Origin of the sequence: Streptomyces globisporus, from assembly GCF_003501885.1 — a bacterium.
Taxonomy (GTDB): domain Bacteria; phylum Actinomycetota; class Actinomycetes; order Streptomycetales; family Streptomycetaceae; genus Streptomyces; species Streptomyces globisporus_D.
In genome coordinates, this window is record NZ_QWFA01000079.1 from 1 (window position 1) to 25,129 (window position 25,129).

The 25,129-nt window shown below is 72.4% G+C and carries 23 protein-coding genes; 14 read left to right on the plus strand and 9 right to left on the minus strand.

The window, feature by feature from the left end; all coding sequences use genetic code 11:
• From D3105_RS16580 to D3105_RS16605, 6 genes are all read left to right on the plus strand, one after another.
• A partial coding sequence (locus D3105_RS16580) for a DUF3105 domain-containing protein (RefSeq protein WP_240646931.1) occupies nucleotides 1–655 on the plus strand: 655 nt, incomplete at its 5' end.
• Entirely contained in the window at nucleotides 652–1,392 is a 741-nt protein-coding gene (locus tag D3105_RS16585) for a DUF305 domain-containing protein (RefSeq protein ID WP_240646932.1), read from the plus strand. The genes D3105_RS16580 and D3105_RS16585, both read left to right, overlap by 4 nt.
• 214 nt (nucleotides 1,393–1,606) lie before the next feature.
• On the plus strand, nucleotides 1,607–2,032 hold the full coding sequence (locus tag D3105_RS16590; protein WP_010057672.1) for a CBS domain-containing protein: 426 nt from the start codon (nucleotides 1,607–1,609) through the stop codon (nucleotides 2,030–2,032).
• Between the two features lie 108 nt (nucleotides 2,033–2,140).
• Nucleotides 2,141–2,566, plus strand: coding sequence for a DUF6153 family protein (locus tag D3105_RS16595; protein WP_165891028.1), 426 nt, complete (start codon nucleotides 2,141–2,143; stop codon nucleotides 2,564–2,566).
• Nucleotides 2,567–2,632: 66 nt separating this feature from the next.
• Complete coding sequence (locus tag D3105_RS16600; protein ID WP_118903964.1) at nucleotides 2,633–4,216, plus strand: multicopper oxidase family protein; 1,584 nt, start codon at nucleotides 2,633–2,635, stop codon at nucleotides 4,214–4,216.
• Between the two features lie 123 nt (nucleotides 4,217–4,339).
• Complete coding sequence (locus D3105_RS16605; RefSeq protein WP_118903965.1) at nucleotides 4,340–6,094, plus strand: NAD+ synthase; 1,755 nt, start codon at nucleotides 4,340–4,342, stop codon at nucleotides 6,092–6,094.
• Nucleotides 6,095–6,278: 184 nt separating this feature from the next.
• Here the strand turns inward: D3105_RS16605 and D3105_RS16610 are convergent, their stop codons facing one another.
• From D3105_RS16610 to D3105_RS16620, 3 genes are all read right to left on the minus strand, one after another.
• The gene (locus D3105_RS16610; RefSeq protein ID WP_118903966.1) at nucleotides 6,279–7,550 is read right to left on the minus strand and encodes an MFS transporter; all 1,272 of its coding nucleotides are present in this window, start codon (nucleotides 7,548–7,550) and stop codon (nucleotides 6,279–6,281) included.
• A 157-nt stretch (nucleotides 7,551–7,707) separates the two neighbouring features.
• Nucleotides 7,708–8,733, minus strand: a complete 1,026-nt coding sequence (locus tag D3105_RS16615) for an endonuclease/exonuclease/phosphatase family protein (protein ID WP_118903967.1) — start codon at nucleotides 8,731–8,733, stop codon at nucleotides 7,708–7,710.
• Between the two features lie 230 nt (nucleotides 8,734–8,963).
• Complete coding sequence (locus tag D3105_RS16620; protein ID WP_118903968.1) at nucleotides 8,964–9,680, minus strand: TetR/AcrR family transcriptional regulator; 717 nt, start codon at nucleotides 9,678–9,680, stop codon at nucleotides 8,964–8,966.
• A 410-nt stretch (nucleotides 9,681–10,090) separates the two neighbouring features.
• On the opposite strand from D3105_RS16620, the gene panB reads away from it, so the two are divergent.
• The 3 genes from panB to D3105_RS16635 all read left to right on the plus strand — a co-directional run bounded on the left by panB (nucleotide 10,091) and on the right by D3105_RS16635 (nucleotide 13,024).
• Nucleotides 10,091–10,972, plus strand: coding sequence for a 3-methyl-2-oxobutanoate hydroxymethyltransferase (panB, locus tag D3105_RS16625; protein ID WP_118903969.1), 882 nt, complete (start codon nucleotides 10,091–10,093; stop codon nucleotides 10,970–10,972).
• A gap of 175 nt (nucleotides 10,973–11,147) precedes the next feature.
• The gene (locus tag D3105_RS16630) at nucleotides 11,148–12,161 is read left to right on the plus strand and encodes an ATP-binding cassette domain-containing protein (RefSeq protein WP_118903981.1); all 1,014 of its coding nucleotides are present in this window, start codon (nucleotides 11,148–11,150) and stop codon (nucleotides 12,159–12,161) included.
• Nucleotides 12,158–13,024 carry an ABC transporter permease gene (locus D3105_RS16635; protein WP_118903970.1) on the plus strand — a complete coding sequence of 289 codons (867 nt, stop codon included), beginning with the start codon at nucleotides 12,158–12,160 and terminating at the stop codon, nucleotides 13,022–13,024. The genes D3105_RS16630 and D3105_RS16635 overlap by 4 nt, the downstream gene beginning before the upstream one ends.
• A gap of 12 nt (nucleotides 13,025–13,036) precedes the next feature.
• On the opposite strand, the gene D3105_RS16640 is transcribed toward D3105_RS16635, so the two are convergent.
• Nucleotides 13,037–16,411, minus strand: coding sequence for a BTAD domain-containing putative transcriptional regulator (locus D3105_RS16640; RefSeq protein ID WP_118903982.1), 3,375 nt, complete (start codon nucleotides 16,409–16,411; stop codon nucleotides 13,037–13,039).
• Between the two features lie 128 nt (nucleotides 16,412–16,539).
• Here D3105_RS16640 and D3105_RS16645 point away from each other — a divergent pair, with 128 nt between their 5' ends.
• On the plus strand, nucleotides 16,540–17,346 hold the full coding sequence (locus D3105_RS16645) for a site-2 protease family protein (protein WP_118903971.1): 807 nt from the start codon (nucleotides 16,540–16,542) through the stop codon (nucleotides 17,344–17,346).
• 25 nt (nucleotides 17,347–17,371) lie between these two features.
• Here D3105_RS16645 and D3105_RS16650 read toward each other — a convergent pair whose 3' ends face one another.
• Nucleotides 17,372–17,554, minus strand: coding sequence for a hypothetical protein (locus tag D3105_RS16650; RefSeq protein WP_030806282.1), 183 nt, complete (start codon nucleotides 17,552–17,554; stop codon nucleotides 17,372–17,374).
• A gap of 143 nt (nucleotides 17,555–17,697) precedes the next feature.
• Nucleotides 17,698–18,411 carry an NADPH-dependent F420 reductase gene (gene npdG, locus D3105_RS16655; RefSeq protein WP_118903972.1) on the minus strand — a complete coding sequence of 238 codons (714 nt, stop codon included), beginning with the start codon at nucleotides 18,409–18,411 and terminating at the stop codon, nucleotides 17,698–17,700.
• Nucleotides 18,412–18,575: 164 nt separating this feature from the next.
• On the opposite strand from npdG, the gene D3105_RS16660 reads away from it, so the two are divergent.
• Together D3105_RS16660 and D3105_RS16665 are read left to right on the plus strand one after the other, a co-directional pair.
• Complete coding sequence (locus tag D3105_RS16660; RefSeq protein WP_118903973.1) at nucleotides 18,576–19,178, plus strand: hypothetical protein; 603 nt, start codon at nucleotides 18,576–18,578, stop codon at nucleotides 19,176–19,178.
• Nucleotides 19,179–19,291: 113 nt separating this feature from the next.
• Nucleotides 19,292–20,551, plus strand: a complete 1,260-nt coding sequence (locus D3105_RS16665; protein ID WP_412081009.1) for an MFS transporter — start codon at nucleotides 19,292–19,294, stop codon at nucleotides 20,549–20,551.
• Nucleotides 20,552–20,613: 62 nt separating this feature from the next.
• Here D3105_RS16665 and D3105_RS16670 read toward each other — a convergent pair whose 3' ends face one another.
• A complete protein-coding gene (locus D3105_RS16670) occupies nucleotides 20,614–20,853 on the minus strand; it encodes a hypothetical protein (RefSeq protein WP_097975789.1) in 240 nt (79 codons plus the stop codon).
• Nucleotides 20,854–20,911: 58 nt separating this feature from the next.
• Here D3105_RS16670 and map point away from each other — a divergent pair, with 58 nt between their 5' ends.
• Entirely contained in the window at nucleotides 20,912–21,769 is an 858-nt protein-coding gene (gene map / locus D3105_RS16675) for a type I methionyl aminopeptidase (protein WP_118903975.1), read from the plus strand.
• A gap of 206 nt (nucleotides 21,770–21,975) precedes the next feature.
• Nucleotides 21,976–22,641 (plus strand): heme oxygenase (biliverdin-producing), encoded by a 666-nt coding sequence (locus D3105_RS16680; protein ID WP_118903976.1) that lies wholly within the window; start codon nucleotides 21,976–21,978, stop codon nucleotides 22,639–22,641.
• A gap of 31 nt (nucleotides 22,642–22,672) precedes the next feature.
• Here D3105_RS16680 and D3105_RS16685 read toward each other — a convergent pair whose 3' ends face one another.
• Entirely contained in the window at nucleotides 22,673–23,350 is a 678-nt protein-coding gene (locus D3105_RS16685; RefSeq protein ID WP_118903977.1) for a PhzF family phenazine biosynthesis protein, read from the minus strand.
• A 113-nt stretch (nucleotides 23,351–23,463) separates the two neighbouring features.
• Nucleotides 23,464–25,080, minus strand: a complete 1,617-nt coding sequence (locus tag D3105_RS16690; RefSeq protein ID WP_118903978.1) for an HtaA domain-containing protein — start codon at nucleotides 25,078–25,080, stop codon at nucleotides 23,464–23,466.
• Nucleotides 25,081–25,129 lie beyond the last annotated feature (49 nt).

Consider the following 25,129-nt stretch of genomic DNA (forward strand, 5'->3'; position numbering starts at 1 on the left):
GCCCCAGGCCCCCGCCCCCGGCGCGCGCTCCACCCGCAACCGGGCCATCGCCATAGGGCTGAGCGCCGCCGTTGTGGCCGGTCTCGTCGCTTTCGGCTCGTTCCAGCTGCTGGAGAACTCCGCGGCCGACGAGAAGTCAGACAACGCCTCGGCGGCCCACGACGGCAAGCACCCGGACGGGCACGGTGACGCCAAGGGCGGGGCCATCGAGGGGCTGAAGTCCTGGGACGCGGCGAAGCTCGGCCGCCAGCACGTGGCGGGCACGGTCGACTATTCGATGAAGCCGCCGGTCGGCGGCGACCACAACGCGTCCTGGATGAACTGCAGCGGCGACGTATACGAAAAGGCCGTCCCGGACGTCAACGCCGTCCATTCCCTGGAGCACGGCGCGGTCTGGGTCACGTACAACGGCTCGGCAGCGGACACGGATGTCGCCGCGCTCGCGGAGCGGGTCAAGAAGACCCCGTTCACCCTGATGAGCCCCTACGCCGGCCAGGAGGGCGCGATCACGCTCAGCGCCTGGGGCAAGCAGGTCACCGTGGACTCCGCCGACGACCGGCGGGTGGACCAGTTCCTCGCCCAGTACGTCCAGGGCGCCCAGACACCCGAGCCCGGCGCCCCCTGCACCGGCGGGCTGGAAACGGCACCGCAGTGACGGACTCGACCGACACGACGGACACGGCGGACCCGGCCGCCGGTGCCGAGCGGCGGAAGACCGCGCGGGTGCGGTGGGCGGCCGGGGCCGCCGTGGCCCTGGCCCTGCTCTTCGCCGGGGCCGCCGCCGTCGCCTCCGCCCGTGAGGACGGTCCGGCGCCCCGCACGGCCGGTGCACCCGCCTCGGACTCCGCCGACGCCGGGTTCGCCCGGGACATGGCCGTCCACCATCAGCAGGCCGTCGAGATGTCGTTCATCGTCCGCGACCGTACGGGGGACGAGGACGTACGCCGTCTCGCGTACGACATCGCCAACACCCAGGCCAACCAGCGCGGCATGCTCCTCGGCCGGCTCGACCTCTGGGGGCTGCCCAAGGTCGCGGGCGGCGACGATCCCCCGATGGCCTGGATGGGCGGCCGCGGTGACGGCGGGGACGAACACGCTCATGGTGGGCACCATCCCGGCGGTGGCAGCGACGGTGTGCTCATGGCGGGGATGGCCTCCCGTGCCGAGCTGGAGCGGCTCGCGCGCCTCGACGGCAAGCAGGCCGAGGTCTTCTACCTCCAGCTGATGACGGACCACCACAAGGGCGGCGTCGCCATGGCCGAGGCCTGTGCGTCCCGCTGCACCGTCCCGGTGGAGCAGCGGCTCGCCCGGGGCATGGTCGAGGGGCAGCAGTCCGAGCTGGGGCTCATGCGCGACCTGCTCACCGAGCGCGGGGCGAAGCCGCGTTCCTGAGAGGCCGCGCGGATGAGCAGGCCGCGCGCCTGAGCGGCGGGCCCGGCCCCGGTCCTGAGCCCGGAGCCGCGGCCGGACGGCGCGCGTCAGCTTGCGTCCCCGCGTCGGCGCACCCGAACGGGTGATTGCGGTCGCGCGTGCCCTCCCGGCCGATGACGATGAGTGCGCTCGGGGCCGTACGGCAGTGCCATCGGCACGCAGGAGGAAATCCCCCATGACGACCGCCAAAGACATCATGCACAGCGGGGCCCGCTGGATCCCGGCCCACGAGACCCTCGACCGTGCGGCGCAGCTGATGCGCGAGCACAACGTGGGCGCCCTGCCCGTCTCCGCCGACGGCGACTCGGACCGGATGGTCGGCATCATCACCGACCGCGACATCGTCGTCGGCTGTGTGGCCAAGGGGCACGACCCGTCGAAGGTCACGGCGGGCGATCTCGCACAGGGCACGCCCCGCTGGATCGAGGCGGAGGCCGATGTGGACGCGGTACTGGAGGAGATGCAGACCCACCGCATCCGCCGGCTGCCCGTCGTCGAGAACAAGAAGCTGGTCGGCATGATCAGCGAGGCCGACCTCGCGCAGCACCTCACCGAGGAGCAGATCGCGGGCTGGGCGGAGAAGGTCTACTCCCGCAGTTGAGAAGCCACGTCGTGAGCGTGACGGCTACCCGGCGCCCCTGATCCGCTTCGGCGGAGGGGTGTCGGGCCGCCGTCCGTCCGTATACCCGCCGGGGGTAGGGTGGCCCGCATGGCGGGCAGGACGCGGAGCAGGAGCGTGACGTACGGGCAGCTGATGCTGTTCGCCGCTCTGCTGTTCGGCATCGTCACCATGCATACGGTCGGGCATCCGGCCGAGCACAGCGGATCGGCGGGAATGTCGGCGGCGTCGGCGTCGGAAGCACCCGCATCGTCGTCGGCCGCCATGGCCGAGCACCCCTCGCCGCACGACTCCCCCGGGGCCGGTGCACCCATGAGCGGTATGGATCCGCTCTCCGTCTGCCTCGCCGTCCTCGGCGTCTGGGGCCTCGCCCTCGTCGGTTCCTGGCTGCTCGGGCTGCGCGCCGACGGGCGGCCTCCGGGTGCGCCGGCCGGGGCGGGGCTCCTGCGCGTGCTGCGGCCGAATCCGCCTCCCCCGATATCGGTGCTCGCCAGCGTCTCGGTGCTGCGTATTTAGGAGTGGGCGTCTCACCTCCGCCCCTTCACCTTCACCCGAACACAGCACTCCAGAGGTGTCTTCAGCATGCCCATGCACCAACTCCCCCGACGCGCCGTGCTCGGCGCCGCTCTCGCCGTCGCCGGTACGGGGGCCCTCGCCGCCTGCTCCGACGGCAGCGGCGGTCACGGCGGCGCCCACTCCCCCGGCGGTGGCGCCCAGGACTCCGGTGCGTACGTCTCGCCCGGCGGCAAGGAGGTCGAGGCCGCAGAGGCGGCGCGCGGCTCCGGGCCCGTACAGAAGGTCTCCCTCACCGCCACCCGGGCCCGGCTCGATCTGGGCGGCGGCACCACCGTCGCCTCCTGGGCCTACGGGGACCGGCTGCCCGGGCGCGAGGTGCGGGTGACGGCCGGGGACACCCTCGCCCTCACCCTGGCCAACCACCTTCCGCAGCCCACCTCCCTGCACTGGCACGGGCTCGCGCTGCGCAACGACATGGACGGGGTTCCCGGGCTGACCCAGCGGAACATCGCCCCGGGGGACGATTTCGCCTACCGGTTCGCCGTACCGCATCCGGGGACGTACTGGTTCCACCCGCACTCCGGCGTCCAGCAGGACCGGGGACTGTACGCGCCGCTGATCGTCGAGGACCCGAAGGAGCCGCTGGCGTACGACAAGGAGTGGGTCGTCGTCCTCGACGACTGGGTCGACGGGGTGGACGGGTCCACTCCGGACGCCGTCCTCAAGGAGTTGTCCGGAGGCATGGGCGGCGGCGGGCACAGCGGGATGGATCACGGCGCGCGCACCCTGCCGAAAAGCGAGAAGGAGAGTGACGGGCCCTCGCGGATGATGATGGGCGCCCGCAGCGAGCTGCTGGGGGGCGACGCCGGTGATGTCGCCTATCCGCACCACCTCGTCAACGGGCGCGTCGCAGACGATCCGGAGACGTTCAAGGCGCGGCCCGGTGACCGTATCCGGCTGCGGATCATCAACGCCGGTGGCGACACCGCCTTCCGCGTCGCGCTCGGCGGGCACCGGATGACCGTGACGCACACCGACGGCTTCCCGGTCCGGCACACCACGGGGGACGCGCTGCTGCTGGGGATGGGTGAGCGGTACGACGTCCTCGTCACCGCCGGGGACGGGGTCTTCCCGCTGACCGCCCTGGCGGAGGGGAAGAAGGCGGCCGCCCTCGCCGTCCTGCGGACCGGGGGCGGGGCCGCGCCCGCCGCCTCCGTACGGCCGAAGGAGCTGGACGGGAAGCTCGTCGAGGCGGGGCGGCTGGTGCCGGACCCGTCCGTGGCGCTGCCCACCCGTCTGCCGGACCGGACCATCCGGATGCGGCTCACCGGTGGGATGGCGACGTACGACTGGGCCTTCGACGGGCAGCCGTACGACGCGAGGCGGCGGCGTCCGGTGGAGGCGGGCGAGCGGGTGCGGCTGATCTTCGACAACGGGACGGCCATGTGGCATCCGCTCCATCTGCACGGTCACACCTTCGCCCTCGGCGGGAACGCCGCCGGGGCCCGGAAGGACACCGCCATCGTGTTGCCGCACCGGTCGCTGACGGTGGACTTCGACGCCGACAATCCGGGGCTGTGGATGGTCCACTGCCACAACGTCTACCACGCGGAGGCGGGGATGATGACGGTCCTCGGCTACCGGGGCTGATCTCCCGCGCCCCTCGGTGGGGCGGTGCGGACAGCGGCTCCCACCTGCGTTTTCGGTGGGCCGGAGCAGATTTTGCCCGGCCCACCGGGACATCGCGTCAGAAAGACGATTACACTGGCGGACGTGCCTCAACTACGCCTCGCACTGAATCAGATCGACTCGACCGTCGGCGACCTCGCCGGCAACTCCGAGGCGATCGTCCACTGGACCCGGCACGCCGCCGAGCAGGGCGCCCACCTCGTGGCGTTCCCCGAGATGGTGCTGACCGGATACCCCGTCGAGGACCTGGCCCTGCGGTCGTCCTTCGTCGAGGCCTCGCGGCAGGCGCTCCGCGCGCTGGCCGCCCGGCTCGACGCGGAGGGCTTCGGCGAACTGCCGGTCGTCGTCGGCTACCTGGACCGCTCCGAGCACGCCGCGGCGCGCTACGGGCAGCCGGCCGGTTCCCCGCGCAACGCCGCCGCGGTGCTGCACCGCGGCGGGATCGCGCTCAACTTCGCCAAGCACCACCTGCCGAACTACGGCGTCTTCGACGAGTTCCGGTACTTCGTGCCGGGCGACTCGATGCCCGTCGTCCGGGTCCACGGCATCGACGTGGCCCTCGCGATCTGCGAGGACCTGTGGCAGGACGGCGGGCGCGTCCCGGCCGCCCGGTCCGCCGGGGCCGGGCTGCTGCTGTCGATCAACGCCTCGCCGTACGAGCGGGACAAGGACGACACCCGGCTGGAGCTGGTCCGCAAGCGGGCCCAGGAGGCCGGCTGCACGACGGCCTATCTGGCGATGATCGGCGGTCAGGACGAGCTGGTCTTCGACGGTGACTCGATCGTCGTCGACAAGGAGGGCGAGGTCATCGCCCGCGCCCCGCAGTTCTCCGAGGGCAGCGTGATCCTCGATCTGGAACTGCCCGCGGCGGCGGCCGAAGCGCCCTCGGGGGTTGTGGACGACGGGCTGCGGATCGACCATGTGGTGCTGTCGGACCGGCCCGTCGACGCGTACGAGCCGGAGCTCGCGGGCGGGTACGCGGAGCGGCTGGAGGACGAGGAGGAGATCTACTCGGCGCTGGTCGTGGGGCTCCGTGCGTACGCCGCGAAGAACGGTTTCAGCAGTGTGCTGATCGGGCTCTCCGGCGGGATCGACTCGGCGATCTGCGCGGCCATCGCGTGCGATGCGCTCGGTGCGCAGAACGTGTACGGGGTCTCGATGCCCTCGAAGTACTCCTCGGACCACTCCAAGGACGACGCGGCCGAGCTGGCGCGGCGTACCGGGCTCAACTTCCGTACGGTGTCGATCGCACCGATGTTCGACGCGTACATGGAGTCGTTGCAGCTCACGGGTCTGGCCGAGGAGAACCTCCAGGCCCGGCTGCGCGGTACGACGCTGATGGCCATCTCCAACCAGGAGGGGCAGATCGTGCTGGCGCCCGGCAACAAGTCGGAGCTGGCGGTCGGCTACTCCACGCTGTACGGGGACGCGGTCGGTGCGTACGGGCCGATCAAGGACGTCTACAAGTCGTCGGTGTTCCGGCTGGCGAAGTGGCGGAACCGGGCGGCGGAGGAGCGGGGTCAGACCCCGCCGATCCCCGAGGCCTCGATCACCAAGCCGCCGAGTGCGGAGCTGCGGCCGGGGCAGGTCGACACGGACTCGCTGCCGGACTACGAGGTCCTGGACGCGATCCTGGAGCTGTACGTGGACCGGGATCAGGGTCTCGATTCCATCGTGGCGGCCGGGTTCGATGCGGAGCTGGTGGCGAAGACGTTGCGGATGGTCGATACGGCGGAGTACAAGCGGCGGCAGTATCCGCCGGGGACGAAGATCTCGCCGAAGGGGTTCGGGAAGGATCGGCGGTTGCCGATCACGAATCGCTGGCGCGAGTCGTCCTAGCGGGGTTGCGGTTGCCGGGGGCGTCCGGCGGCCGCCCTTGTCCTCAAGCGCCGGACGGGCTGGGCTCCCACGTGGGTGGCCGGCCCGCCCGGCGTGTCGGTTCCGTCCTCAAGCGCCGGACGGGCTGGGGTGGCCGCCGGACGGGCTGGGTGGAGTGCCGGACGAGCCTCTTTGCGGTGCCGGGCTAGCTGGAGTGGCTCGACCTGGTCGACGGCGATGTTGCGTCGGGTTCCTCCCGCGTGACGGTTCCGTCCTCAAACGCCGGACGGGCTGGAGCGGCCGAGTGTGCTGCCACCACCCGGGAGCTCTTCCCCTCGCCCCGGTCCAGGAATCCCGCCGTTGCCGCGATCGCCAGGCCCGCCACCGCCAGTACCGCGCCCACGAGCGCCGGGGACGTCCAGCCCCAGCCTGCCGCTATCGCGACGCCGCCCAGCCAGGCGCCGCCCGCATTGGCCAGGTTGAAGGCGGAGTGGTTGGAGGCGGAGGCCAGGGTCGGGGCGTCCTTCGCCTTGTTCATGACCAGCATCTGGAGCGGGGTCGTCGTCATGAAGCCGACCGCGCCCAGCAGCACCACCATCGTCAGCGCCGCCCACTGCACGTGCACCGTGAACGGGAACGCCACCAGGACCACCGCGAGGGCGCCGAGCGAGCCGTACAGCGTCGGGCGCAGCGCGCGGTCCGTGAGGGGGCCCGCGGCCAGGGCGCCCAGGGTCATGCCGATGCCGAAGAGGGCCAGGACGAGGGTGACGGAGGATTCGCCGAAACCCATCGCCTTCGTGGTCATGGCCGAGAGGTAGGAGTAGACGGCGAAGACCCCGGCGAAGCCGAAGACCGCGGTGAGCAGGCCCAGGAGCACCTGGCGGTTGCCGAGGGCGCGCAGTTCGCGGCGTACGTCCTGGTGGGCCTCGACCGGGATGCGGGGCACCAGCCGGGCCAGGGCCGCCATCGCGGCCAGCCCGATCGCCGCGACGACGAGGAACGTGGCCCGCCAGCCGAGGTGCTGGCCGAGGAGCGTGGCGGCGGGGACGCCGACGATGTTCGCCACCGTCAGGCCGAGGAACATCGTCGCGACCGCCCGCGCCTGGCGGCCCTCGGAGACCAGCCGGGCGGCGACCACCGCGCCGACGCCGAAGAACGCGCCGTGCGGGAGTCCTGCGAGGAGGCGGCCCGCGACCAGCCAGCCGAAGTCGGGGGCGAGCGCGGATGCCAGGTTGCCGATGGTGAACAGCGCCATCAGGAGCAGCAACATCTTCTTGCGCGGGACGCGGGAGCCTAGGCCGGTGAGGAGCGGTGCGCCGAGGACGACGCCGATCGCGTACGCGGAGACGAGGTATCCGGCGGTGGGCACGGACGTGCCGAGGTCGTCCGCCACATTGGGCAGCAGGCCCATCATGACGAACTCCGTCGTGCCTATGCCGAAGGCGCTCACGGCCAGGGCGAGCAGGGCCAGGGGCATGGGGAACCTTCGCAATCTCGGAGCGGGGGCAGAACGAAGAGCCGTCGCCTCGGCGTGGACGCCGGGCGACGGCTGTGTCTTCTTTATGTATGCGACAGGAACAAATTGTCGCAGACGTTTTATGCCGCGTGGTGAACGGGCGGTTGCGTGGCCGTGATCACAGCTCCACGCGGGCCGCGATCGGGAGGTGGTCGCTGTCGGTCGCCGCGAGGGTCCACGAGGCCATCGGCTCGACGCCCTTGACCATGATCTGGTCGATCCGGGCCATCGGGAACGAGGCGGGCCAGCTGAAGCCGAAGCCGTCGCCCGCCGCGCCCTGGGTGGAGCGCATCTGCGCGGTGACCGCGTTCAGCGAGCGGTCGTTCATGGTGCCGTTCAGGTCGCCGAGCAGGACGACGCGCTCCACGCGTTCGTCGGCGATGGCCTCGCCGAGCGCGTCGGCGCTGTCGTCGCGCTGGTTGGCGGTGAACCCGGCGTGCAGCTTGACGCGGACGGACGGCAGGTGGGCCACGTACACCGCGACCTCGCCCTGCGGGGTCTTCACCGTCGAGCGCATCGCCCGGGTCCAGCCCATCTTGATGTCGACGGGCTTGGTGTCGGCCAGCGGGTACTTGCTCCACAGGCCCACGGTGCCCTGGACCGAGTGGTACGGGTAGCGGCCGGCCAACGACTTCTCGTACGTGGAGACCTGCCGGCCCGGGAGTTCCTGGAGGGCCACGACGTCCGCGCCGGATCCGGCCACCTGCTGGGCGGTGCCCTCGGGGTCGGGGTTGCCCGCGTTGACGTTGTGGGTGGCGACGGTGAGGTCGCCGCCGCCGCCGGACTTGTCGGTGAGCAGGCCGCCGAACACGTTGAGCCAGACCACGGCGGGCAGCAGGAGCGCGATCAGGGCGGTCGCGGAGCGCCGCAGCAGGCCCAGGGCCAGCAGCACCGGGATGAAGAGCGCGACCCACGGCAGGAACGTCTCGATGAGGCTGCCGAGGTTGCCGAGCCGGTTGGGGATCTGCGCGTGGACGACCATCAGCAGGGTCAGCAGCACCGAGCAGAGGGCCAGGAGGATGCCGCGCCGCCAGTAGCCCGGGTCGTTTCTCAGCCGGTCCCACAGGCCCCGGAAGCGGGATCCGCGGGCCCCGGGCTGCTCCGCGCTGCCGTTGTCCGTGTCCGCTCCGTACGCCTGCACCATCGCGCTGTCCTCACTGCCTTGCCCTGCACATCGCCGCGCCCTCGACCCTAGGTGATGAGCGGCGCCTTTCCCGCCGTCGACCTACCGGCCCGCCGGGCCGCCGATGGGGCGGCCCGTCCGGTGTCCCGTGTCCGACGACCGTACGGGGATCCCGTACGGAGACCAGGACGACGGAGGCGGGACGAGGGGTTCCGGCCCGGGGCCGACCGGTGGGGCTTGTGACAGAACGATCACACTCGTGCCGCGGGGGCGAGTCCCTGCAGCAGGGCGGTGATGATGCGGTCCGCGAGGTCGTCGGGCAGCGGCGCGTCGGGGCGGTGGACCGTCCGGACGAGCATGGGGCCGACGAAGAGGTCGTCGATCAGCTCCACGTCGAGGTCGTCGCGCAGCTCTCCGGCGGCCACCGCGCGCCGCACCGCTTCCTGCATCGCGAGGCGGCGGGGGGCGATGACCGTGCCGTGGTACTCGTCCCACAGCTTCGGGTGGCTCTTCATCTGCGCGAAGATGTTGTGCAGCAGCGCCGAGGAGCGCTGGGCGAGGCCCCGGGTGCGCAGCGATTCCAGCATGACGCGGAGGTCGGCGAGGCCCTCGGTGCCGGAGACCGGCGGGTCGTCGGGCTCCATGTCCCGTACGGCGTCGACGAACAGCTCCTCCTTGTCCGACCAGCGGCGGTAGATCGTGGCCTTGCCGACGCCCGCCGTGCGGGCGATGCGCTCGATGGAGAGGCCCGCGAGCGGTTCACCCGCCTCCAGGAGCGCGATGACCGCGTCCAGGATCGCGCGTTCCGCCGCGGCGGAACGGGGGCGTCCGCGGCGGGGCTCCGCATCCGGCGTGCCGGCCGGAGCCCCGGGCGGAACCTCTGCCGACGTCCCGGCCGGAGTCCCGGGCGACGGGTCGCCCCCGTTCCGTGCCCCGTGCCGGTCCCGCTCGCCGTCCTGGCCTTGCACCGTGAAGCCACCTCCCGCCGCGCCGTCGTCGTCCCTCGTACGTCCGCCGTATGTTCCGCGTACGTCCGTCGCCTCGATTCTCGCCGACCCGGGGGCGCGGACCGACGGGTCGCGTCGGGTCAGCGGCTCAGCTGTTCCACCGGAGGGCGGGCCCCCTCGGAGGCCTCGGACGTCGCCGGGGGCCGGCCCGGCAGGAACAGGCCGACGACCACGGCACCGATCAGGGCGACGGCCGCCGAGCTGACCTCATTTCGATACGAGACCGTCTCGTATTGTTAAAGCTTCCCCCATGAGGCCGTACGGAGGGGTGTGCGCGGGCCCACTTCCCGAGGGGCGGGGCGGGATGCCACCATGGAAGGGATCCGGGGACGCCGTCAGGGCGCCTCGAGATGACGAAGGAGCCGTTGGCCATGTCGCTTCAGGCTGCGCAGAATCAGTCCTCCCCCGCGGGCCCGCCCGCCGACAGCAGCAAAGCGCTGTACGGAGGGAAGTCCACCCGCCGCATCACCGTCCACGACATCGCCGCCGCCACCGAGCGCGGCGAGAAGTGGCCCATGCTCACCGCCTACGACGCGATGACCGCGTCCGTCTTCGACGAGGCCGGGATCCCGGTCATGCTCGTCGGGGACTCGATGGGCAACGTCCACCTCGGCTACGAGACCACCGTGCCCGTCACGATGGACGAGATCGCCATGCTGTCCGCCGCCGTCGTACGCGGCACCAAGCGCGCCATGATCGTCGCGGATCTGCCCTTCGGCTCGTACCAGGAAGGTCCCGTACAGGCGCTCCGCAACGCCACCCGGCTGATCAAGGAGTCGGGCGTCGGCGCGGTCAAGCTGGAGGGCGGCGAGCGGTCCCACGAGCAGATCCGGCTGCTGGTCGAGGCCGGTATCCCGGTCATGGCCCACATCGGCCTGACCCCCCAGTCCGTCAACGCGATGGGATACCGCGTCCAGGGCCGCGGCGAGGAGGCCGCCCAGCAGCTGCTGCGGGACGCCAAGGCCGTCCAGGACGCGGGCGCGTTCGCCGTCGTGCTGGAGCTGGTCCCCGCCGAGCTGGCCGCCGAGGTCACCCGTACGCTGCACATCCCCACCGTCGGCATCGGCGCCGGTGCCGGGACCGACGCGCAGGTGCTCGTCTACACGGACATGGTCGGGCTGACCGGCGGCAAGGTGCCGCGCTTCACCAAGCAGTACGCGAATCTGCGCCAGGTGCTCGGTGACGCGGCGAAGGAGTTCGCCGACGAGGTCGTCGGGGGCACGTTCCCGGCGGCGGAGCACACCTTCCACTGATCCACCCGGTCGCCGCCGCTCCTCGACAGCGGCGGCGCCCACCAGCCATTTCCCGCACCACCGACAGCCCGCCGACATCCCCCATCGGCGGGCTGTCGCGCGCCCGGAACCCGGCCGGAGCCCGTGTCGGCGGCCTGTCGGTGAGCTGTCGGTGGGCGCTGGTCTGCTGGTGGACATGGAACGAATCGACAAGAACCCCGGCAGCGGCCGGAACGCCGTCGAGGTGCGGGGGCTGGTCAAGCACTACGGCGAGACCAAAGCTCTGGACGGCGTGGACCTCGATGTGCGCGAGGGCACCGTCCTCGGTGTGCTCGGCCCCAACGGCGCCGGCAAGACCACCCTCGTACGCTGCCTGTCCACCCTGATCACCCCGGACGCCGGCCACGCGGTCGTCGCGGGCTACGACGTGGTGAAGCAGCCCCGGCAGCTCCGCCGCACCATCGGCCTCACGGGGCAGTACGCCTCGGTCGACGAGAAGCTCTCCGGCTGGGAGAACCTCTACATGATCGGGCGGCTGCTCGATCTGCCCCGCAAGCAGGCCCGGGCCCGCGCCGACGAGCTGCTGGAGCGGTTCTCGCTCACCGAGGCCGCCAAGCGGGCGTGCATGGAGTACTCCGGCGGGATGCGCCGCCGCCTCGACCTGGCCGCCTCGATGATCGGCAGCCCGGCCGTGCTGTATCTGGACGAGCCGACGACGGGGCTCGACCCCCGAACCCGTAACGAGGTGTGGGACGAGGTGCAGCGGATGGTCGCCGAGGGCGCCACCGTCCTGCTGACCACGCAGTACATGGAGGAGGCCGAGCAGCTCGCCAAGGAGCTGACGGTCATCGACCGGGGGAAGATCATCGCCCGGGGCGGGGTCGACGAGCTGAAGGCCAAGGTCGGCGGCCGCACCCTGCACATCCGGCCCTCGGACCCGGCGGAGCTGGCCGCGATGGCGCAGGCGATCCGGGAGGCCGGGCTCGACGGTGTCGCCGGGGCGCAGGCCGTGCCGGACGAGGGGCTGCTGTACGTGCCGATCCTCAGCGACGAGCAGCTGACCGCCGTCATCGGGCTGCTGGGCGTACGCGGTTTCTCGCTCGCCCATGTCTCCACCGCCCTGCCGAGCCTCGACGAGGTGTTCCTCGCGATCACCGGCGACAAGGCCGCCCCCCTGTCCGACCCGGCTCCCCAGGAGGTCGCCGCATGAGCACCACCACCACCGCACCGACCCCCGCGCCCGCCGGGCCGGCCGGCCCCGCTCCGACGAAGGCGGCCGTGGCGGACGAGGGCCGGATCGGCCTGCGGGCCAACCTCCGGCACATCGGGGCCCTGGCGCGGCGCAATCTGCTCCAGATCAAGAAGGACCCGGAGTCGATGTTCGACGTCCTTCTGATGCCGGTCATCTTCATCCTGCTCTTCGTCTACGTCTTCGGCGGTTCGGTCGGCGCCAGCCTCGGCGGGAACCGGCAGGAGTACGTGAACTACCTGGTGCCGGGGCTGATGGCGATGATGGGACTGAACATCGCCATGGCCGTCGGAACCGGCGTCAACGACGACTTCCGCAAGGGGGTCATGGACCGGTTTCGGACGATGCCGATCGCCCGGTCCTCGGTGCTCATCGCCAAGATCGTGGTCGAGCTGGGCCGGCTGATGGTCGCCATGTTCATCCTGCTCGTCATGGGGTTCGTCGTCGGCATGGAGCTGCACGGCTCGGTGTTCGGGCTCCTCGCGGCGGTCGCGCTGTCGGCGGTGTTCGGCGCCGCCATCATGTGGATCTTCATCCTGCTCGGGCTGTCCATGAAGACGGCCCAGGCTGTCCAAGGGACGGCGATGCTCGTGCTGATGCCCCTGCAGTTCGGTTCCTCGATCTTCGTGCCGACGCAGACCATGCCGGGCTGGCTCCAGGCCTTCACCGACTACAACCCGCTCTCCAACCTCGCGGACGCGGCGCGAGCGCTCATGCAGGGCGGACCGGTCGGCGACTCGGTCTGGTGGACGCTCGGCTGGGCCGCCGGCATCACGCTGGTGATGGCTCCGCTGGCGGTGGCCAAGTTCCGCAAGAAGGCCTGAGCGGAGGCGACGTCACGCCGGGGGACGCGTCCGCCGGTACGTCTCCGCCAGGGCGGTGGCCTCGTCGAGGGTGAGGCCACCGCCCTGCTCGTACGCCGCCGTGTACGCCGCTTCGTCGCCGAGCCGTTCCCGGGCGGCCCGCTCGGTGATCATCCAGTTGCGGCGCTCCATCACGGTCGGCACGTGCCCCTTCGGCAGGATCGTCTCCTGGAACCCCAGCAGCCGTACGGCGTCCCGCGCCGCGTCGGCGCCTTCGAACCCGGCGATCGCCTGGGCCATGGCCGTCACGTAGGCCGACGGCATCTGCGGGGCCACCATCATCGACAACGGCTCACGGGCGCTCTCCAGTGCGGTCAGCGCGTTGGAGAGCGCGGACACGTGGTCGCCGTCGAGATTGTCGAGCCAGGCCAGCACGCCGTGGACGAAGCCGCCGAAGATGGCGACGTCCCGCTCCTTGAAGTCCTCCCGGACCAAATGCGCCTGCCGCCGGGCCTCGTCCACCTGCCCCTGGAGCCCGAGGACGAACGCCAGATGCATGCGAGCCATCGGCAGCGCCTCGTGGCTCAGATGGCGGCTCGTCTCGGTGACATCACGCAGGATGGCCTCGGCCTCCCGGAGCCGTTCGAGCTCGATGAGGGATCCGGCGTACCGTGCCCGCAGCAGCGCCGCCTGGCTCTGGGCTCCGATCTTCCGCGCGTACTCCACGGCCTCCCGGTAGTCGTCCAGGGCGGCCAGGAAGCGGCCCGCCCGCTCGTTGGCCTCGCCCCGCGCGGCGAGTGCCTCGGCGGCTCCCCAGTCGTCGCCGAGCCGGGTGTAGATCTCCAGGCTCTCATCGGCGTCGGCGCACGCGTCCGCCACCCGCTGGGGGCTGTTGGACCGGATGTTGGCCCGGGTGTGCAGCGCGGAGCCCAGCTCCCACTCACCACCGTGGACCCGCGAGGCCCGGACCGTCTCGTCGAGCACCGTGTTCAGCCGGTCCTCGTCACCGGCGATCATGTTCGCGAACAGCCACAGCGTCCCGGGCAGCCGGCAGGTCTGCGGCATGCCGGGCCGGTAGGTGTCGGCGATGATCCGCAGCCGCTCCTTGCCCTCCGGGCTCGACCAGGCGCTGATCGCGTTGTCCACGCCGGCCAGTTGGAGGAGCGCCACTCCACGCCGCGCCTCCGCGAGCTGGTCGTCGTCCATCGGCGGCGGCCGGTCGATGGGGTGCTCCAGGAGCGCCGGGGCCCGGACGCCGGGCGCCGCGAAGGGGTCGGGGCCGAGCGCCGCCACGGACGCGCTCCACTGGCCGGCCTCCGAGCGCAGATCCCGCAGCATCCAGTACCAGGCCATCGACAGCACGATGCACAGCGCCTCGTGCTCGTCCCGGGCGGCGACGGCGTGGCGGAGCGCGGTGCGCAGGTTCTCGTACTCGCGCTGGAGGGTAGCGATCGCCTCCCGCTGCCCGCTGCCGCGCACCTTCGGCCCGGTGATCCGGGCGAGCTCCCGGTAGTGGGTCAGGTGACGCCGCTCGACGGCGTCCCTCTCGCCCGCCTCCGCCAGCCGCTCGGCGGCGTACTCGCCGACCGTCTCCAGCAGCCGGTAGCGCATCTCCCCGTCGTCGCCGGGCGCGGCGACGACCAGGGACTTGTCGACGAGGGAGCCGAGCAGGGCGGCCACGTCGAGGCTGTCGACGGCGGGGCCGCCCGGTCCGGCGGGCAGGGCGCAGACCTCCTCGGCTGCGGCCAGCGAGCAGCCTCCGGCGAAGACGGACAGCCGGCGCAGCACGGCGCGTTCGGCGGCGTCCAGCAGGTCCCAGGACCAGTCGACGACGGCGCGCAGGGTCTGCTGGCGGGGCAGCACGGTGCGGCTGCCGTTGGTGAGGAGGCGGAAGCGGTCGTCGAGCCGGTCGGCGAGCCGGCGTGGGGTGAGCATCCGCAGCCGGGCGGCGGCCAGTTCGATGGCGAGCGGCAGCCCGTCGAGCCGGTGGCAGATCTCGGCGCAGGCGGCCGCGGTCTCCTCGTCCGTATCGATACGGAACCCGGGCCGGGCGGCGGCCCCGCGCTCGGCGAGCAGCCGCAGGGCCATCGGGTCGGGCAGCGGGTCGACGGGGCGCACGAACTCGCCCGGCACGCCCAAGGGCTCGCGGCTGGTGGCGAGGACGGTGAGCTGCGGACAGTGGGCCAGCAGATGGTCGGCGAGGGCGGCGGCCGCACCGATGACGTGTTCGCAGTTGTCCAGGAGCAGCAGCAACCGGCGCGGGGCGCAGTGCTCGGTGAGCCGTACGAGGGGGTCGGCGGTGGTCCGGTCGGTGGCCCGCAGTTCCTCGGCGCCCGCCCCGCGCAGCACGGTCTCGCGTGCGCCCAGCGCGGTCAGGACGGCCTCGGGCACGGTGTCCGGGTCGTCGACGGGGGCCAGTTCGGCGAGCCAGACACCGTCGGGCCAGGCCTCGGCGGCGGCCTCCGCGGTCTCCTGCGACAGCCGGGTCTTGCCCGCGCCACCGGGTCCGAGCAGGGTGACCAGCCGGGCGCGGCCGAGGTCCTCGCGCAGGGCGGCCATGTCGGTGTCGCGCCCGACGAAGCTGGTGAGCCGGGCGCGGAGGTTGCCGGGGGCGGGCCGGGTCACGGGCGCCCCGGCGGACGGGGCGTGGGCCCCCGGCGCCGGCGCACCCGCGGAGCGGAGGGACTGCTCCGGGCGGAGCAGTTCGGTGTGCAGGGCGCGCAGGGCCGGGCCCGGAGCCGTGCCGAGGCGGTCGTCGAGGAGGGTGCGGACCTCCTCGTACGCGGCCAGTGCCTCGGCGGGGCGTCCGGCGTCCCGCAGGGCGCTGATGCGGAGGGCCTGGAGCGGTTCGTCGAGCGGGTGGGCGTCGCAGAGCACGGCCAGCTCCGGCAATGCCTCCCCCGGTCTGCCGAGGGCGAGGAGCGCCCCGAGCGCGGCCCGTCGTGCGTCGAGCCTGCGCGCCTCCCAGCGGGACGCGGCGGCCGTACGGTCGGGAAGATCGGCGAGGGCGGGCCCGTTCCACAGGGCGAGGGCCTCGCCCAGGACGGCGAGGGCGCCGGCGGCGTCGCCGTCCTCCAGGGCCCGGCTCCCCTCCCCCGCCAGCCGCTCGAAGCGGTGCAGGTCGACGGCGTCCGGCGGGGCGGCGAGCCGGTAGCCGCCCGCCACGGACTCGACGGCGTCCCGGCCGAGCGCCCGCCGCAAGCGTCCGACCAGGGCCTGGAGCGCACCGGTCGCGTCGGCGGGCGGGTCCCCGTCCCACACCTCGTCGACGAGGACCCCGGCCGGGACCGTTCGCCCGGGGCGCAGCGCGAGGACGGTGAGCAGGGCGCGCAGCCGCGCCCCGCCGAGGGTGACGGCCGTGCCGTCGTCGCGGAGTGCCCGGGTGGTGCCGAGGACGCAGTAGTGCACGGGCCCATTGTCCGTGACGGACGGCGGACGGGCGTTGACCGGGTGGAACTCCACAAGCGGTCGCGGACGTTCCAGCCGTGCCGGACCGTACGGTCAACCCCGTGCCCACCCGAGGGAGTCGAACGCCGATGACCACCGCAGCCACCCGCGGCGACCGCAGGATCAGCCCGGTCTTCCTCGGTATCGCCGCCGTCACCGCGGTCGCGGGCTGGGCGGTGTGGACGGGCTTCGCGGACGCCACCGGCTTCGCGGTCTTCCTGTTCGTCACCGGGGCCTGGATCGTCTCCCTCTGCCTCCACGAGTACGCGCACGCCCGCACCGCGCTGCACAGCGGGGACCTGTCGGTGGAGGCGAAGGGCTATCTGACGCTCAACCCGCTGAAGTACACGCACGCGCTGCTGAGCATCGTGCTGCCGGTGCTCTTCGTCATCATGGGCGGGATCGGGCTGCCCGGCGGTGCGGTCTACATCGAGCGCGGCCGGATCCAGGGACGGTGGAAGCACAGCCTGATCTCGGCGGCGGGCCCCCTGACGAACGTGGCGTTCGCGATTCTCTGCACGGCCCCGTTCTGGCTGGACGCACCGGCCGGGGTGCCGCGCGCCTTCCAGTACGCGCTGGCGTTCCTGGCGATGCTCCAGGTGACGGCGGCGATCCTGAACTCCCTGCCGATCCCGGGTCTCGACGGGTACGGGGTGATCGAGCCCTGGCTCTCGTACAGGATCAGGCGCCAGGTGGAGCCGATCGCGCCGTTCGGGCTGATCGCCGTGTTCGCGATCCTGTGGATCCCCGAGGTGAACATCGCCTTCTTCGACGCGATCCACGCGCTGCTGCGCGGCTTGGGCGTCGAGGAGTTCCAGCGGTACTGCGGCTACGACCTGTTCCGCTTCTGGCGGGGCCTCTTCGACGAGCAGGACCCGGGGTGCGCAGTCGGCTGACCGGGGCCGGGCCCGGCGGGGTGGTTCAGCCCGCGTCGGGGGCGGCGGCCAGGCGGTGCCTGCGCACGTAGAACCAGGTCATGTTGGACGAGAGACCCGCGATGAGCACCCAGACGATCCCGAGCAGACTGCCCTGGGCGAAGGAGACCACGGCCGCCACGACGGCGAGGACGCAGACGACGAGGGCGTAGAGGGCGATGCGGGGCATGGGGGTCGGCTCCTGTCGGGAACGGGTCGCGCTCCCTGCCGGGAACGGTCGCGGTCCCGTCCAGTGTCCCCCATGCCCCGTTGTGCCCCGTCCCGGGGAGCGCCCGGACACGTTGCCCGGGGTGCCCGCCGGGGTGGGCCCGGTCAGACGTCGGTGGTGCGCAGTCCGGCGTGGGCCTTGTAGCGGCGGTTGACCGAGATCAGGTTGGCGACGAGCGACTCGACCTGGTGGGCGTTGCGCAGTCGGCCGGCGAAGATGCCCCGCATGCCGGGGATCCGCCCGGCCAGCGCCTGGACGAGGTCCGTGTCGGCGCGCGCCTCGCCCAGGACCAGCACGTCGGTGTCGATCTCCTCGATGGACTCGTCCTGGAGCAGCACGGCCGAGAGGTGGTGGAAGGCGGCGGTGACCCGGGAGTCCGGCAGCAGGGCCGCTGCCTGTTCGGCGGCGCTGCCCTCCTCGGGCTTGAGGGCGTAGGCGCCCTTCTTGTCGAAGCCGAGCGGGTTGACGCAGTCGATGACGAGCTTGCCCACGAGCTCCTCGCGCAGGGACTGGAGCGTCTTGGCGTGGCCGTCCCACGGCACGGCGACGATCACGATGTCGCTTCGCCGGGCACATTCCGCGTTGTCCGCGCCCTCGACGCCGAAGCCCAGCTCGGCCGCCGCCTGCTCGGCTCGGGCCGCGTCGCGGGAGCCGAGGGTGACCTTCTGTCCGGCGCGGGCGAGCCGGTAGGCGAGGCCGCGCCCCTGCGGTCCGGTCCCGCCGAGCACGCCGACGCTCAGGCCGGATACGTCGGGGAGGTCCCAGGGGTCCTTGGCGGGGGGCTTGGGGGCGCTGCCGCTGCTGTCCTGTGTAGTCATGGCCCGACCCTACTGCCAGGTAGGGCCCGGGGAAGCTGCCCCGTCGGCCGCCGGGGGCCCGCCCCCCCCCGGCCCGGTTCCGTTCTCCGCCCGGTCCTCCGTTCGGGTGAGGGGACTGCCGACGGGGCCGGCCGGGGCGGCGGGCCGGGGCAGGATGCCGGGCCATGGATGCCGTACGCGTCGCCCTGCTCCGCGATGTGCTGGCCGGGACCCGGTGGCCGCAGGACGCCCGCCGGTTCGCCCTGGCCCTGCGCGCCTCCGTCGTCCCGCGCGGCGGCGGCCTGCTGCTGACGGGGACCGAGGCGTACGAGCCGTGGCATCTGGCGGCCCACCTCTCCGACGAGTCCGCCTGGTCGGGGCTGCCGGAGCTGGCTCCCACGCTCGTACGGCACCGGGTGGCGGCGGGCGACCCGGCGCACCTGGCGGTCGGACTCGGCCGGATCGCGACGGCGGGGCGGGGTGAGACGGTGCTGCTGGTCGCGCCGGAGCGGCCGGGCGAAGGGCTGCTGGAGCGGGTGCACGACGCCCGGCGGGCCGGGGCGCGGGTGCTCACCCTGGACGGCGGCGACCCCGAGGTCGGCGGCCTGGCGCACGAGTCGCTGGTGGTCGGCGGGGACGACGAGGTGGACCTGGACATCGTGCAGCACCTGGTGAGCGCGGCCGCCGGGGAGAACGGGAGGACTCCGGCGGGCGGGCGGCGCACGTTCCGGGACCGGCTCGCCCGGCTGGCCGACCGGCTGACCCAGCCGCCGACGGCCCGCTGGTAGCGCGGCCGGGAAACTCGCTTGCCCGGTCCACCCGGTTGTACGGAACATGGCCCTTCGTGACCTCTGCGCCTCCCCCGCCTTCCTCCCCCTCGTCCCCGCCACGGCCGGGGCGGTTGCGCGCCCTGCTGCCCGATCTCGCGCCGTGGCGTTCCTCGCCGGACTTCCGGCTGCTGTGGGTGCAGGGGCTGATCACGTACTTCGGCAGCTTCATGGCGCTCATCGCGCTGCCGCTCCAGATCAAGGACCTCACGGGCTCCCCGCTCGCGGTCGGGGCGATGGGCGCGGTGGAGCTGGTGCCGCTGGTGGTCTTCGGACTGTACGGCGGGGCGCTCGCGGACTCGGTGGACCGCCGCCGGGTCATCCTGCTCACCGAGGCGGGGCTCGGGGTGCTCGCCGCGATCCTGCTGGTCAACGCCCTGCTCCCGGAGCCGCTGCTGTGGCCGCTGTACGTGGTGGCCGGCGGGGTCTCCGCGCTCGCCGGCCTCCAGCGGCCCGCGCTGGACTCCCTGATGGCCCGGATCGTGCCGCACGCCCAGCAGACGGCGGCGGCCGCGCTGAACTCGCTGCGCTGGCAGATCGGGGCGATCGCGGGCCCGGCGCTGGCCGGTCTGGTGGTGGCGTACGCCGGTCACGGCACGGCGTACGCGGTGACGGTGTGCACGTTCGCCGTCTCCGTCGTGCTCTGCCTGCGGCTCTCCCCCGCGCCGCCCGCCGAGGAGGCGGCGAAGCCGTCGCTGCGCGGGATCGTGGAGGGGGCGCGGTACGCCTGGAGCCGGCCGGTGCTGTTGGGGACGTACGCGATCGACCTGGCGGCGATGTTCTTCGCCTTCCCGAACACGATCTTCCCGTTCCTGGCGGACGAGCTGGACGCGGAGTGGTCGCTGGGGCTGATGTACGCGGCGGGCTCGGTCGGTTCGCTGGTGCTGGGGCTGACCAGCGGCTGGACGAGCCGGGTGCGCAGGCACGGGCTGTTCGTGGTGTTCGGTGCGGCGGCGTGGGGGCTGGCCATCGCGGCGGCGGGCTGGTTCTCCAGCGTGTGGGTGGTGCTGGTCTGCCTGGCGGTGGCGGGGGCGGGCGACATGCTGAGCGGGCTGGGGCGCTCGACGATCTGGAACCAGACCATTCCGGAGGAGCTGCGGGGGCGGCTGGCGGGCATCGAGGTGCTGTCGTACAGCGTCGGGCCGCAGCTGGGCCAGGTGCGGGCCGGGGCGATGGCCGGCTGGACGGGGACCCGGTCGGCGATCTGGACGGGCGGGGTGGCGTGCGTGGCGTCGGTGGTGCTGTTGACCGCCGCGTTGCCGAAGTTGGTGCGGTACGACTCGGAGACGGATGAGGATGCGGTGCGGAGGCGGGAGGCCCGGATGGAGGCGTGACCCCGTCCGGGGCTCCGCCCCGCGCCCCGCTCCTCAAGCGCCGGAGGGGCTGAAAGACGTCCTCAATCGCCGGACGGGCTTGATCGGTCGCCCTTGTCCTCGTCGTGCCACTTCGGGTCCGTGTCCCACTCCAGGTTGCGGTCGCGCGCGGTGTCCATCGCGTGCTGGGCCGCCTCGCGGGAGGTGTAGGGGCCGAAACGGTTCAGCGCCGGGCACTCCGGGCCTTCCTCGACCTTCTTGTGCTCCAGGCAGTAGTACCACTCGCCCGGCTTGCCGACCGTGCGCTTCTTGAACAGGGCCATCGACGGCTCCTTTCCTTATCGCCATGGTGCCCCGGGGCCGCTGGTTAGACTCGCTGGCATGTCTGGCCAGTCGCTTCTCGTACCAGGGGAGATCACTCCCGTCCGTTCCGTCCCCGGAAACATCCGGCGTCCCGAGTACGTCGGGAAGCCGGCTCCGACGCCGTACACCGGCCCGGAGGTCCAGGACACCGACACCGTCGAGCGGATGCGCATCGCGGGCCGTATCGCCGCGCAGGCGATGGAGGAGGCCGCCAAGCACATCGCGCCGGGCGTCACCACGGACCAGCTCGACAAGGTCGCCCACGACTTCATGGTCGACCACGGCGCGTACCCCTCGACGCTCGGCTACCGGGGCTTCCCGAAATCGCTGTGCACCTCGCTGAACGAGGTCATCTGCCACGGCATCCCCGACTCCACCGTGCTGCGCGACGGCGACATCGTGAACCTGGACGTCACCGCGTACATCAACGGGGTGCACGGCGACAACAACGCCACCTACCTCTGCGGCGACGTGGACGAGGAGTCCCGACTGCTGGTCGAGCGCACCCGGGAGTCACTGAACCGGGCCATCAAGGCGGTCAAGCCGGGGCGGCAGATCAACGTCATCGGCCGGGTCATCGAGTCGTACGCCAAGCGGTTCGGCTACGGGGTCGTCCGCGACTTCACCGGGCACGGGATCAACACCTCGTTCCACTCCGGTCTGATCATCCCGCACTACGACAGCCCGCACGCCACCACGGTGATGCAGCCGGGCATGACGTTCACCATCGAGCCGATGCTGACGCTCGGCACCCACGAGTACGACCTGTGGGAGGACGGCTGGACCGTGGTGACGAAGGACCGGAAGCGGACGGCCCAGTTCGAGCACACGCTGGTCGTCACGGAGACCGGAGCGGAGATCCTCACCCTCCCGTAATCACCCCGAACTGTCCGTTATCGGGCCCTCCACCCCCGTGTGGCGTAGTTTTTTACCGACAAGCAGTCGGGAACCAGTTGACTTAGGTAAGCCTAAGTAGCAGGATCGGCGTACCGGCACGCGCCGCCGCACCCTCGCGGCGGCCGCCTGCCGGTATGTCCGTCTTTTTCTGGACTTCCCGTCCCCTCGGTCCCCGGAGGCCCGCCTTGGACGCAACCGCCACCGTCACTCCCTTCTCGACGCTCATCCGCACCGCGTCGCACGAGCAGCACACCGAGGCCGAGACCTCGACCTTCATGAGTGACCTCCTCGGCGGGCGGCTGGGAGTGGACGCGTACACGCGCTACACCGAGCAGCTGTGGTTCGTGTACCGGGCGCTGGAGGAGGGCGCTCAGGCGCTGCGCGAGGACCCGGTCGCCGGTCCGTTCATACAGCCCGAGCTGATGCGCTCCTCGGAGCTGGAGCGCGACCTGGCCCATCTGCGCGGGGCCGACTGGCGCGAGGGTCTTGAGCCGCTGCCCGCCACCGCGGCCTACGCGGCCCGGGTCGCGGAGTGCGCGCGTACCTGGCCCGCCGGTTACATCGCCCACCACTACACGCGCTACCTGGGCGACCTGTCGGGCGGTCAGATCATCCGCGACAAGGCGGAGAAGACCTGGGGCTTCGAGCGCAAGGGCGACGGCGTCCGGTTCTACGTCTTCGAGCAGATCACCAACCCGGCCGCCTTCAAGCGGGGTTACCGCGAGCTGCTGGACGGCGTGAACGCGGACGACCTGGAGAAGCAGCGCATCATCGAGGAGTGCAAGCGCGCCTTCGCGCTGAACACCGCGGTCTTCCGCGAGCTGGGCGAGGTCTTCCCGCTCAGCGTGTAGTAGCTGTCGTACGGTTCGCCGCCGCCCGGGTTCAGCCCCGGGCGGCCATCAGGACGCGGCCCCCGACCTCCACCGTGCCGTCCGGCGCGGGTGCGGTGAGGATCTGGGAGCCGCGCCCTTGTGTGATGTTCAGGGCCCGGCCGAGGTGGGCGCTGAGCAGCATGGCCGCGGCCCCCGTCGCCTCGTCCTCGACGATCCCCGACTCCTCGCCCCGCCTCGGGAAGGCCCGCGCCCGGACCCGTCCGGCCGCCTCGTCCTCCCAGGCCCAGGCGTAGAGCCAGCCCTCGCCGGGCGGCGGTCCCGGCAGCGCCTCGATCTCTGCGGCGCTCGCGTACTGCTGGAGCGTGCGCGGCGGGGCCCACTCCGGGCGGGCGGTGATCCACGTGAACTCGCCGTCCTGGCGCGCGAACACGTCCCCGACGGCCAGTTCCAGGATCTCCAGGTCGAGCAGCCAGGCCGCGCCGACCAGCGGGTGCCCGGCGAACGGCAGCCGGAGCCCCGGGGTGTGGATGTCCACCCGGCCGCGCTCCGGGTCGTCGACGAACACGGTTTCGCTGAAGCCCAGTTGCCGGGTCAGCCGCTGCCGGGACGCCTCGTCGGGGTGGCCGCCTCCGTCGCGTACGACGCCGAGGGCGTTGCCGTACCGGCCGTCGGGTCCGCAGAACACTCGCAGGACGTCGATGCCCCGGGGTACGTCGTAGTCGTTCACCAGGGCATTCAAGCACTGCCGGGCGCCGGGGAGGGAAGCGAGCGGCCATGGCCGCGGGGCCGTACCGGCGGGCACTGCTGCCGCCGGTACGGCCCCGGGGGTGTGCAGGTGGATCAGGCGGTGGTGTCGCGGCGGCGGCGCGCCGCGATCACGACACCGGCGCCGGCCGCCACGACGACGCCGGAGGCGGCGATCAGGGCGCCGGTCGGGACGTCGGAGCCGGTGGCCGCCAGGGAGCCGGAGCCGCCGACCGAACCGCCGGTGGAGCCGCCGCCGACCGTGCCGCCGCCGGTGGTCGAACCGCCCGCCGTCGAACCGCCGGTGGAGCCCGAACCGCCGGTGGAGCCGCCCGGGAGCCGGGCGTCCTTGTCGACGGAGACCGCGACGTTCAGCGCGTCGAGCGCCTCGCCCTTCTTGTAGAAGCCGCCGAACGCCTTGGCGCCGTCCGTGGTGAGCGTCGCCGGAACGTTCTCGAGGTTCACGATGCCGCCCTTGGCGGCGAGCGCGTCGGCGGGCACCTTCAGGTCGGCCAGGGACAGGGCGGTGAACTTGCTGACCTCGCCGCTCTTCTGGTCCTTGGAGGAGACGTCGGCGAGGAGCGTGCCGGAGGTGCCGTCGATGTCGACCTTCAGGTTGCTGAGGGACAGGTCGAGGAGGTACTCGCCCTGGGTCTCGTGGCCGAGGAAGCGCACCTTGCCCTTGAACGCGGCATCGAGGGTGTTCTTGTCGGCGTCGAGGAGACCGGTCGCCTTGGTGAAGCGATAGCTGTCGCCGTTGGCGGACGCGCCGTCGCTCGTCACGATCTCGCCGTGCGCGATGTTGCCGACGACGTACTTGCGGAATGCCTCCCTGACGCCCCAGTCGAGGGTGCCGTCGACGACCGGGCCGCTGACGGGCGCGGCGGTCTCGGAGGCGGTCGGGGTCGGGTCGCTGCTCGGGTCCTTCGTCGGGCCCGTGGAGGGGTCCTTGGTCGGGTCCTTCGTCGGGCCCGTGGAGGGGTCCTTGGTCGGGTCCTTCGTCGGGTCCGTGGACGGGTCGGTGCTCGGGTCCTTGGTCGGGTCGTCCGACGGGGACGGGCTCGGCGCCACGGCCTTGAGCGACAGCGTCGCCGGGTCGAGTGCGTCGCCTTCCTTGTAGAAGCCGGCGAAGGCCTCCGAGCCCTCGGCGGTCAGCTTGGCCGGAATGCCGGTGAAGACCGTCTCGCCGCCCGCGCCCCGACTCCGCTCGGCGGCGGTCATGTCGAGCGCGGCGATGGGGGCGTCGTCCTTGGTGACGACGGTGCCGTCCGTCTTCTTGCTGGTGAAGTCGGCGGTGATGGTGCCGGTCTTGATGCCCGATGCGGCCTTGATGTCGCTCAGCCGGACGTCGAGCACACCGTGGTGGCCCTCGAACCGGACGCCGCCCTTGAACGCGGCCTGGGAGTCGTGCGTCCCGACGTCGTACGAGCCCTTGGCACCGGTGAAGGTGAACACGCCGTTGCCGTCGGCCTGGCGGGCGCCGTCGGCGACGGTGATCTTGCCCTGGGCGATGGGGCTGACGATGTACTTGCGGAAGGACTCCTTGATACCCCAGTCCAGCGTGCCGTCCACGATCTCGAACTTCGGGGCGGCGGTGGGCCTGGCCTCGGAGGAGTTGTCGGCGGCGAGGGCGGGGAGGGCGAAGGTCGCGCCCAGGACGGCGGCCGTGGCGACGGCCGCGGCAAGGGCTATGGGGCGGCGGGTTGCTGCCATGTCGATGTGTCTCCTGAAGGGGCCGGGGGGCGGAAGAGAAGCGTGGGGG

Bases quoted from the DNA above. Each gene is read 5' to 3' on its own strand.
- D3105_RS16600 (WP_118903964.1), top strand. From the start codon at position 2,633: ATGCCCATGCACCAACTCCCCCGACGCGCCGTGCTCGGCGCCGCTCTC.
- D3105_RS16690 (WP_118903978.1), bottom strand. From the start codon at position 25,080: ATGGCAGCAACCCGCCGCCCCATAGCCCTTGCCGCGGCCGTCGCCACG.
- D3105_RS16615 (WP_118903967.1), bottom strand. From the start codon at position 8,733: ATGGTGCAGGCGTACGGAGCGGACACGGACAACGGCAGCGCGGAGCAG.
- D3105_RS16645 (WP_118903971.1), top strand. From the start codon at position 16,540: ATGACCACCGCAGCCACCCGCGGCGACCGCAGGATCAGCCCGGTCTTC.
- D3105_RS16590 (WP_010057672.1), top strand. From the start codon at position 1,607: ATGACGACCGCCAAAGACATCATGCACAGCGGGGCCCGCTGGATCCCG.
- D3105_RS16670 (WP_097975789.1), bottom strand. From the start codon at position 20,853: ATGGCCCTGTTCAAGAAGCGCACGGTCGGCAAGCCGGGCGAGTGGTAC.
- D3105_RS16610 (WP_118903966.1), bottom strand. From the start codon at position 7,550: ATGCCCCTGGCCCTGCTCGCCCTGGCCGTGAGCGCCTTCGGCATAGGC.
- panB (WP_118903969.1), top strand. From the start codon at position 10,091: ATGTCGCTTCAGGCTGCGCAGAATCAGTCCTCCCCCGCGGGCCCGCCC.
- D3105_RS16650 (WP_030806282.1), bottom strand. From the start codon at position 17,554: ATGCCCCGCATCGCCCTCTACGCCCTCGTCGTCTGCGTCCTCGCCGTC.
- D3105_RS16660 (WP_118903973.1), top strand. From the start codon at position 18,576: ATGGATGCCGTACGCGTCGCCCTGCTCCGCGATGTGCTGGCCGGGACC.
- npdG (WP_118903972.1), bottom strand. From the start codon at position 18,411: ATGACTACACAGGACAGCAGCGGCAGCGCCCCCAAGCCCCCCGCCAAG.
- D3105_RS16630 (WP_118903981.1), top strand. From the start codon at position 11,148: ATGGAACGAATCGACAAGAACCCCGGCAGCGGCCGGAACGCCGTCGAG.
- map (WP_118903975.1), top strand. From the start codon at position 20,912: ATGTCTGGCCAGTCGCTTCTCGTACCAGGGGAGATCACTCCCGTCCGT.
- D3105_RS16595 (WP_165891028.1), top strand. From the start codon at position 2,141: ATGGCGGGCAGGACGCGGAGCAGGAGCGTGACGTACGGGCAGCTGATG.
- D3105_RS16635 (WP_118903970.1), top strand. From the start codon at position 12,158: ATGAGCACCACCACCACCGCACCGACCCCCGCGCCCGCCGGGCCGGCC.